Genomic DNA, 7,430 nt, shown 5'->3' on the forward strand with positions numbered 1-7,430 from the left:
GACCAAGATCATCGCCGGTGTGGTCGACGCCACCTCGGGCAAGATGTTCCACAAGGGGCAGGAGATCGCCTACGCCTCGCCGCACGCGGCGCTTCAGGCCGGTATCGCCATGGTGTTCCAGGAAACCAGCTTGGTGCCGTCGATGACGGTGGCGCAGAACCTTTATCTCGGCACCGAAAAGTTCCTCAACCGGCTGCGCGGCACCTACATTTCGGCGCAGCAATTCCTGCAATCGCTGAACTTTCCCGTCGACCCGAACGCCATGGTGGCGACGCTGGGTGCTGCCAAGCGGCAGATGGTCGAGATCGCGCGCGCGGTGCACCACAATGCCGAGATCATCATCTTCGACGAGCCGACGGCGACGCTGACGCCGGAAGAAAAGCGGCACTTCTTCGCGCTGATCCGGCGGCTGAAGGCGAGCGGCGTGTCGATCGTCTTCATCAGCCACGCGCTGGAAGAGGCGCTCGATATCGCCGACCGCATCACCATCCTGCGCGACGGCGAGCTGGTCATCACCGACGACACCTCTGCTTTCGACCGCGACAGGATCGTTTCCGCCATGGTCGGGCGCACGCTGTCGGGACAGATCTACCGGCAGCGCGACGAAGCGAAGCTTCGCAAGGCGGGCAAGAAGGTGCTGTCGGTGCAGGACATCTCGATGAGCAATGTCGTGCGCAACACGTCCTTCTCGATCTTCGAGGGCCAGATCACCGGTGTGTTCGGGCTGATTGGCTCCGGCCGCACCGAAACCTTCAAGATCGTCTCCGGCATCTACAAGCGCGACTTTCTGCGCGGCGGCGCCATCGAGCTCGATGACAGGCCGGTGCGCTATCTCGTGCCGAGCGAGGCGGTGGCTGACGGCATCGTCTATGTCACCGAGGACCGCAAGAGCGAAGGCATCTTCGAGACGATGGGCATTGCCGAGAACCTGTTCGGCGGGCTGCTGGCGGCGGGGCGCGAAAAGGCCTGGGTGATCAACGCGCAGGAAATGCGCGCGCTGTCAGCCGAATGGACGAAGACGTTGAACATCAAGGCGATCAACGACAATGCGCGCGTCGTCGAACTGTCCGGCGGCAACCAGCAGAAGGTGGTGATCGGCAAGGGGCTGGTGCAGCAGCCGCGCATCGTCATCTTCGACGAGCCGACGCGCGGCGTCGATGTCGGCGCGATCGCCGAGATCCATCAGATCATCAACCGGCTGGCCGACGAGGGCCTGGCCGTTGTCGTCATCTCGTCCTACCTGCCGGAGATCATGAACCTGTCCGACCGCATCCTGGTCTGCCGCCAGGGCCGCATCGTCGAGGAGTTTTCGCCGGCCGAGGCGACGGAGGAGAAGATCATGTACGCGGCTGTGCATTAGGTTTCCGGGCGGTGCGTACGTCGATAATTGGCCGGGACGTCCATCCCTTCGTCATCCACGGGCGAAGCAAGGAGCGTAGCGACGCGGCGCAGACCCGAGGATCCATGCCGCGACTTCCATGCGTCGCTGCGGCGCAAGATTCTGCTCCGCCGCACACTTCGAGAGACGTCACGGAATGGATCCTAGGGTCTCCGCGACGGAGCTTCGCTCCTGCTTCGCCCTAGGATGACGAAGGTGAGGGGCTGAAAACCGATTCATCCAAGGTGGTTGGCCGTAATTGCTCAACACTTGATTCAATTCAAACGAAAGGGAACGCCATGGCCACGACGAAACTCCTCAGCGATGCCGAGGTCGAAAAGATCCCCGCCGTGAAAGCCGTGTTCGACGACATCCGCGCGACGCGCAAATCTGATTTCGTCAACAATTTCTGGCGCGGGCTGGCCAATGATCCTCCGGCGCTGAAGCGGATCTGGGAACAGTTGAAGGTGGTGATGGTCGCCGACAGCGCCATCGATCCGCTGACCAAGGAGATGATCTACATTGCTGTCTCGACCGCCAATGGCTGCTCCTACTGCGTCCACTCGCACACGGCGGCGGCCCGCGCCAAAGGCATGACCGATGCGCAGCATGGCGATCTGGTGTCGATCATCGGGCTGGCCGGCCAGACCAACCATCTGGTGACGGCGATGCAGATTCCGGTTGACCCGCAGTTCGAGGTGAAGTGAGGCCTCACACCGGCCGGTAAACCTTCTCCGCCGTGTTCCAGAAAATATCCGCCTCCGCCGCCGCACCATGCCTGGCCACCGCATCGCGGTGCGTCTTGATCAGCTCGGCGTGGCTGGTCCAAAGCTTCTCGATCGGAAAGTTCGAGCCGAACATCAGATGGTCGGCGCCCAATATGTCGATCGCATTGTCGACGATATAGGCGATCAGAGCCGGGTCGTTGCGGTGGACGAAGGTGCCGAGGCCGGAGAGCTTGGCGTAGAAGTTGGGGGCGGCTGCAAGCGTGCGCAGGCCTGCCTTCCAGGCTTCGGTGGTTTCCGGCTCCATGCCGGTCAGCATACCGGCATGGGTGAGGATGAAATTCGTCTCCGGGTTTTCGCCGACCAGCGTCAGGCCGTCCTTCATCTGAGCGGGGAAGAGCTGCAGGTCGAAGGAGAGGCCATAGTCCTTGAGCCGCGCCACATTGGCGCGCACCTTGGGGTCGATCACCTGGTCGGCGGAGGCGGCGAAGCGGAAGGCCGGGGTCTCGTGCCAATGCAGTTGCATGCGCACGCCGCGCAGCAGCTTGTATTTCATCAAGCGATCGATCTGCGGTCTGATATCCTCGACTGTCATGTCGGTGTAGCCGACAATGGCATGCGGCCAGCCGGTTTCGTCGGATGTCTTCTGCAGGAAGGCGACTTCCTTCTCGAAATCCTCCTTGGCCCAGTTGGTCTGGACATAGACGGCCTTTTCGACGCCTGAATCCCTCTGGTCCTCGAGAAATTCCTCGATCGGGTAGTCGCGCCGGATCGGCTCGTAGGGACCGAAGATGCGCGGCACCATCGGCCCGACCAGCCAGGGCTGGTCCTTTTGGCGCCAGATGTGGAAATGCGCGTCGATGGCTTTCTGCATCACGAAACCCTCTTCCAGATTGTCGCCGCCGCTGAAGCAGGGCGGGCGAGCGACAGGATGAAATCGGTGAGGCTTTTCACCGACGAGCCATCGACGAGGTCGTCCAGGTCAGGCAGGATGGCACGAAGTGCAGCCGTTGCCGGCCGGAAGCGCGGGTCGCCGGCTAGCGGTGTGGCCAGCGACAGCCGGAAAGCGCGGGCGCTCAGCCGTCGCATGGCTGTCTCCAACTCGCCATGATCGCCGCGCTCCAGCGCGTCGGACAGGATCACGACCGTGGCACCGCGTGCAAACGACGAAAAGCGCGGCACCGAGAGGAAGGCGAGCAGCGTCGGTCCCATGCGGGTGCCGCCGTCCCAGTCGTCGACCTGGGCAGCGGCGCGCGCCAGCGCCTGGTCGCGGTCGCGGATGCGCAATGCCGTGGTGATGCGCGTCAGCCGCGTGCCGAAGGTGAATATCTCGGCGCGGTCGGCACCTTGCACGGCCGCATGTGCCAGCTTGAGATAGTCCGCTGTGTGCAGCTTCATCGAGCCGGAAACGTCGATCAGCAGCAGCAGCTTGCGCGGTACGGTCTGGCGGCGGCGCAGCAGCGGCGAGGGCACGTCGCCATCGGCGCTGACGATTTCCCTGAGCGATCGGCGCAGATCGAGCTTACCGCGCGAGTGGGTGCGTATCGTACGGAAGGAGCGCCGGGCTGGTAAAGCGGTCGAGAGTTTGCGACGAAAGGCGGTCAGCCTGTCATCGTCGCGCTGGAAGTCGCGGACACTCAACTGCTCCAGGGCCGAAGAGAGGTCGCCGCCCTCTTGGCTTTGTTCGGCCTCGAGCCGTTCGTCGTCGGCGCCGCCATCATCCTTGATGCGAGTTTCCTCGTCGGCGTCGCCTTCGACCACGGCGGACGTATTGCCATAAAAATGGCTCTGGAAATGCGCCTCGAATTCGTCGCGGCGGTCGGGCGGCGGCGCCAGCGTGGAAAGGGCGGCCTCGCGGATGTCTGCCATCGAGCGCGGCCCGAGCAACGTCACCGCCTGCATGAAGCCGGAGACCTGCTCGGGGGCGATGGCGAAACCATAGCGGCGCAGCAAGCGGCCGAAGCTGAGGAAGGGCGCAGCGGCGCGAGGCAAGCTTGTTTCCCGCATCATTGCGTGGCGCCCCCCTCTGTCCTGCCGGACATCTCCCCCTCAAGGGGGGAGATTGGCAGGTTCGACGCTTCGCTCTGTTCGGCGACGTGAGCGATTAGCGAAAGCGGGGATGACATCCGATCTCCCCCCTTGAGGGGGAGATGCCCGGCAGGGCAGAGGGGGGCGCTCTCCCGCCAGCATTGCAAAATGACCTCCCGCGTCACGCCAGCGCCTCCTCGACGATCCGGCCAAGCTCCGGTGCGATGTAGGAAAGGTCTTCCTCGTCCTTGATCAGCACGCCGATGGCGCGGCGGAAGGCTTCCGGCCACGGGCTGCCGCCTCTCTCCAGGATGGTCGCCGCGTTGGCCCATTCGACGGCCTCGGCGATGCCGGGCGGCTTGGCCAGCGGCCGAGCGCGAATGGTCTGCACGGCTGTCGCCACGGCGCGCGCCGTTGCTTCAGCCACATTGCCGGCGCGCAGCATGATGATGGCGGCCTCGCGCTCGGCGTCGGGATAGCCAATCCAATGATAGACGCATCGGCGGCGCAGCGCTTCGGCGAGCTCGCGGGTGCGGTTCGAGGTCAGGATGACGATCGGCTGCGCCGTGGCGCGGATGGTGCCGCGCTCGGGAATGCTGATCTGGAAATCGGACAGGAATTCCAAAAGCAGCGCTTCAAATTCGTGGTCGGAACGATCGATCTCGTCGACCAGCAGCACGCGTTGTTCCGGCGCCTTCAGCACCTGCAGCAGCGGCCGGGCGATCAGGAAACGGTCTTCATAGATGTCGATCTCATGCTCGCCGGCATGGCGGATGGCAAGCAATTGGCGCTGGTAGTTCCATTCGTAGAGCGCGTGCGCGGCGTCGATGCCTTCATAACATTGCAGCCGCACCAGATCGCGGCCGAGCAGCTCGGCGATCGCTTTGGCCGCTTCCGTCTTGCCGACGCCCGGCGCGCCTTCGAGCAGCAGCGGCTTGCCCAGCCGGATTGCCAGGAAGATGGCGGTCGAAAGGCTTTCATCGGCCAGATAGCGCGAGGCGGCCAGATGCTGCGCCACCGCCTCCGGCGAGGTCGCTGATGTCTCGGCGCTTGTCCCGGTCATTTCGGCCCTCAGTTCGCCGCTTGCGCCTTCAGCGCGCGCAGGATGCGCTCCGGCGTGATCGGCAGCGTGTCGATGCGCACGCCGACGGCGTCGAAGACGGCATTGGCGACCGCCGGGATCTGTGGGTTGGCGCACATTTCGCCCGGCCCTTTGGCGCCGTATGGTCCGTCCGCCGATGGCCGCTCCAGCACGATGATCTCGGTCTCGGCGAGGTCGCCGGGACCCGGCATCAGATACTGGTTGAAGTCGGTGCCGCCATGATCGCGGTTGGGATAATAGGGCTCGGTCGTCTCGTAGAGCGCATGGCTGATGCCCATCCACGAACCGCCGACCAGCTGCTGTTCGACCATTTTCGGGTTCAGCGCGCGGCCGATCTCGAAGACGTTCTTCACCGTCAGTACGGTGACCTCGCCGGTTTCGTCGTCGACCTCGACCTCGGCCACGGTGCAGGCATGCGCGTAGCAGGTCGACGGCTTCATCGCGCCGGTTTCTTTCTCGGGATAAGAGCGCGGGATCAGGAACATGCCGCGGCCCGAGATCGAGCGGCCGCGCTTGAAATGCGCCGACAGCGCGACATCGAAGATCGAGATCGACTTTTGCGGCGCGCCCTTGACCAGTATGTTGCCCTGGCCGTCGGTCTCGAGGTCGGATGCATTCACCTCCAACTCCTCGGCCGCCACTTCCAGCATCACCTGGCGGGCTTCCCTTGCCGCCTGGATGACGGCGTTGCCGGCGCGGTGTGTGCCGCGCGAGGCGAAGGTGCCCATGCAGTGCGGGCCGGTGTCGGTGTCGGCGGTGTCGACGACGACACGGTCGGTCGGCACGCCGATCGTCTCGGCGCAGATCTGCGCCATGATCTGCTTCATGCCCTGGCCGAGATCGACCGATGACAGCGTCACCATGAAATTGCCGGTCGGCGTCGAATGCACCAGCGCCTGCGTCGGGTCGCCGCCGAGGTTCATGCCGGTGGGATAGTTGATCGCGGCAACGCCGCGTCCACGCCTGATCGCCATCTCAAGCTCCCTTCACGTAGGATGACATCGCCATGTATTTCTCCGCCACCGGCCAGTTGGCGGCGCGCGAGGCTTCCTGCATGCATTCGATCAGCGCCGCGCCCTCGGTCGGCTGGCGGTGCGCTTTCATATCGCCGTCGCGATAGGCGTTGATGAAGCGGAATTCGAGCGGGTCCATGCCGATCAGCCGCGCCAGCTTGTCCATCTGCACCTCCAGCGCGAAATCGCCGATGGTGACGCCGAAGCCGCGCATGGCGGAGGAGGGCGTGCGGTTGGTGTAGACGCAGTAGGTGTCGATCCAGACGTTCGGGATAGTGTAGGGGCCGGGATAGTGCCCCGCGCCCTTCTGCGCGCCATAGGGCGAGTGGCGCGAATAGGCGCCGGCATCGGTGTAGCCAGTGACCTTGCGCGCGACGATGCGGCCGTCCTTCATGACGCCGTCCTTGATGACGACCTTTTCGGCCGCGCGTGGCGACGATATCTGCATCTCCTCCTCGCGGCTGTAGATAAAACAGACTGGTCGTCCGGTTAATTTTGCGCCGAGGATGGCGATCGGCTCGACGATGACGTCGACTTTGCCGCCAAAACCGCCGCCGACGGTGCCGCCGACGAAATGCAATTTGCTGCCGGGCATCTGCAGGATGATCGAGGTGTTGTCGAGCGTGAAGAACATCGCCTGCGTGTTGGTGTAGCAGGTGAAGCGGTCATTGCCCTCGGGTGCCACCACGCAGCCGGTGGTCTCGGTCGGCGCATGTTCGATCGGCGAGGACTGGTAGCTCTCCTCCAATATGTGGTCGGCGCCGGCGAAGCCCGCCTCGACATCGCCGAAGCGCACCTTGCGGCACTCGCCGCTGTCGTAGAGATAATAATTCTGGCCGTGATATTCGTTGACCAGCGGTGCGCCGGGCTTCAGCGCCTCTTCCATATCGAAGACGGCCGGCAGCACCTCATAGTCGACCTTGACCTTGGCTGCGGCCTCTTGCGCGGCACGCTCGGTTTCGGCCAGCACCGCCACTACGGCCTCGCCCTTCCAGCGCACCTTGCCGTCGGCCAGTACGGTCTCGTCCTCCGGCCCGACCTGGATCAGGATCAGGATGGTGTAGACATTGTGCGGCACGTCCTTGGCGGTCAGAATTTTCACCACACCCGGATGCTTTTCCGCTTCCGACGTGTCGATCGAGCGGATGCGGGCATGGTGATGCGGGCTGCGCACCATCTTCAGG

General features: G+C 64.1%; 7 protein-coding genes. 2 read left to right on the plus strand and 5 right to left on the minus strand.

Annotated features, from left to right (window positions below; translation table 11 throughout):
* Together EN893_RS11475 and EN893_RS11480 are read left to right on the plus strand one after the other, a co-directional pair.
* On the plus strand, positions 1-1,360 hold a 1,360-nt coding region (locus EN893_RS11475), incomplete at its 5' end, for a sugar ABC transporter ATP-binding protein (protein WP_164900805.1).
* Between the two features lie 317 nt (positions 1,361-1,677).
* The gene (locus EN893_RS11480) at positions 1,678-2,085 is read left to right on the plus strand and encodes a carboxymuconolactone decarboxylase family protein (RefSeq protein ID WP_127271484.1); all 408 of its coding nucleotides are present in this window, start codon (positions 1,678-1,680) and stop codon (positions 2,083-2,085) included.
* Positions 2,086-2,089: 4 nt separating this feature from the next.
* On the opposite strand, the gene EN893_RS11485 is transcribed toward EN893_RS11480, so the two are convergent.
* The 5 genes from EN893_RS11485 to EN893_RS39880 all read right to left on the minus strand — a co-directional run.
* On the minus strand, positions 2,090-2,977 hold the full coding sequence (locus EN893_RS11485) for an amidohydrolase (RefSeq protein ID WP_164749096.1): 888 nt from the start codon (positions 2,975-2,977) through the stop codon (positions 2,090-2,092).
* Entirely contained in the window at positions 2,977-4,113 is a 1,137-nt protein-coding gene (locus EN893_RS11490) for a VWA domain-containing protein (RefSeq protein ID WP_127271480.1), read from the minus strand. The genes EN893_RS11485 and EN893_RS11490 overlap by 1 nt, the downstream gene beginning before the upstream one ends.
* A gap of 199 nt (positions 4,114-4,312) precedes the next feature.
* Positions 4,313-5,194 carry a MoxR family ATPase gene (locus EN893_RS11500; protein ID WP_127266796.1) on the minus strand — a complete coding sequence of 294 codons (882 nt, stop codon included), beginning with the start codon at positions 5,192-5,194 and terminating at the stop codon, positions 4,313-4,315.
* A gap of 8 nt (positions 5,195-5,202) precedes the next feature.
* On the minus strand, positions 5,203-6,207 hold the full coding sequence (locus tag EN893_RS39875; protein ID WP_023756899.1) for a molybdopterin cofactor-binding domain-containing protein: 1,005 nt from the start codon (positions 6,205-6,207) through the stop codon (positions 5,203-5,205).
* A 1-nt stretch (position 6,208) separates the two neighbouring features.
* The coding region (locus tag EN893_RS39880) for a xanthine dehydrogenase family protein molybdopterin-binding subunit (protein WP_164900806.1) at positions 6,209-7,430 on the minus strand (1,222 nt) is incomplete at its 5' end.

The organism is Mesorhizobium sp. M7A.F.Ca.CA.004.04.2.1, assembly GCF_004022825.1.
Lineage (GTDB): Bacteria > Pseudomonadota > Alphaproteobacteria > Rhizobiales > Rhizobiaceae > Mesorhizobium.

Excerpts from the sequence above, each read along its gene's own strand:
- EN893_RS11480 (WP_127271484.1), top strand. The coding sequence starts at position 1,678 with ATGGCCACGACGAAACTCCTCAGCGATGCCGAGGTCGAAAAGATCCCC.
- EN893_RS11500 (WP_127266796.1), bottom strand. The coding sequence starts at position 5,194 with ATGACCGGGACAAGCGCCGAGACATCAGCGACCTCGCCGGAGGCGGTG.
- EN893_RS39875 (WP_023756899.1), bottom strand. The coding sequence starts at position 6,207 with ATGGCGATCAGGCGTGGACGCGGCGTTGCCGCGATCAACTATCCCACC.
- EN893_RS11490 (WP_127271480.1), bottom strand. The coding sequence starts at position 4,113 with ATGATGCGGGAAACAAGCTTGCCTCGCGCCGCTGCGCCCTTCCTCAGC.
- EN893_RS11485 (WP_164749096.1), bottom strand. The coding sequence starts at position 2,977 with ATGCAGAAAGCCATCGACGCGCATTTCCACATCTGGCGCCAAAAGGAC.